The sequence below is a fragment of the Mesorhizobium sp. M7A.F.Ca.CA.002.05.1.1 genome (genome assembly GCF_003998335.1).
In the GTDB taxonomy this organism is placed as follows: Bacteria; Pseudomonadota; Alphaproteobacteria; order Rhizobiales; family Rhizobiaceae; genus Mesorhizobium.
On the sequence record NZ_RZQI01001429.1, the window covers coordinates 1 to 888 of the forward strand.

1 protein-coding gene is annotated in these 888 nt (G+C 62.4%); it reads left to right on the plus strand.

Annotation, left to right across the window (positions count from 1 at the left end):
• Window positions 1-144 precede the first annotated feature (144 nt).
• On the plus strand, window positions 145-888 hold a 744-nt coding region (locus tag EN939_RS36120; RefSeq protein WP_164751599.1), incomplete at its 3' end, for an alpha/beta fold hydrolase.

The window sequence follows — 888 nt, forward strand, 5'->3', positions numbered from 1 at the left end:
GGAACACTCATGCCTACTTCCTACTGACTACTGCCTACTGCCTACTGCCTACTGCCTACTGCCTACTGCCTACTGCCTACTGCCTACTGCCTACTGCCTACTGCCTACCCTACAACTTATCCCCCTCCACCTCGTATCTCCCCCATGAACCTGATCTACGCCGCCCTTGCCTTCCTGATGGCGCTTGTCTTCGGCTTTGTCGGCGTCACCCGCGTCGGGTCATGGCTGATCGAGCGTCGTAATCCGCCGATCGGCGAGTTCGCCGACATCGACGGCGCCCGCATCCACTATGTCCATGTTCCGGCGCCCGCCAATGCCGAGTTGCCGCCGATCGTCTTCATCCATGGCGCCAGCGCCAATCTCAGGGACCAGATGCTGCCGCTGCGCCCCTTGCTCGAAGGCCGCGCCGAAATGCTGTTCTTCGACCGGCCAGGCCATGGCTGGTCGGGTCGCGGCACCAACAACGAGAACCCGTCGGCGCAGGCCAACACCATTGCCGCACTGATGGACCATCTCGGCATCAAAAAGGCTGTCATCGTTGGCCATTCCTTCGGCGGCGTGGTGACATCGGCCTTTGGCCGCGAACATCCAGACAAGACACTCGGGCTCGTCTTTCTCGCACCGGCGACCCACCCATGGCCGGGCGGCGCAACCGCCTGGTACTACGATCTGACCACCATGCCGGTGCTCGGTTGGCTGTTTTCCGAAACGCTGACCTATCCGGCCGGAACCCTGCAGATGGCCGACGCCACCACCTGCGTCTTTTCGCCCAACAAGGTGCCGGACAATTACCTCAGCTCGGTCTCTATCCCGCTGGTGCTGCGACCAACAGCCTTTCGTGCCAACGCCACCGATGTCGCCGGGCTCTATCGCTACGCGCTCGCCACC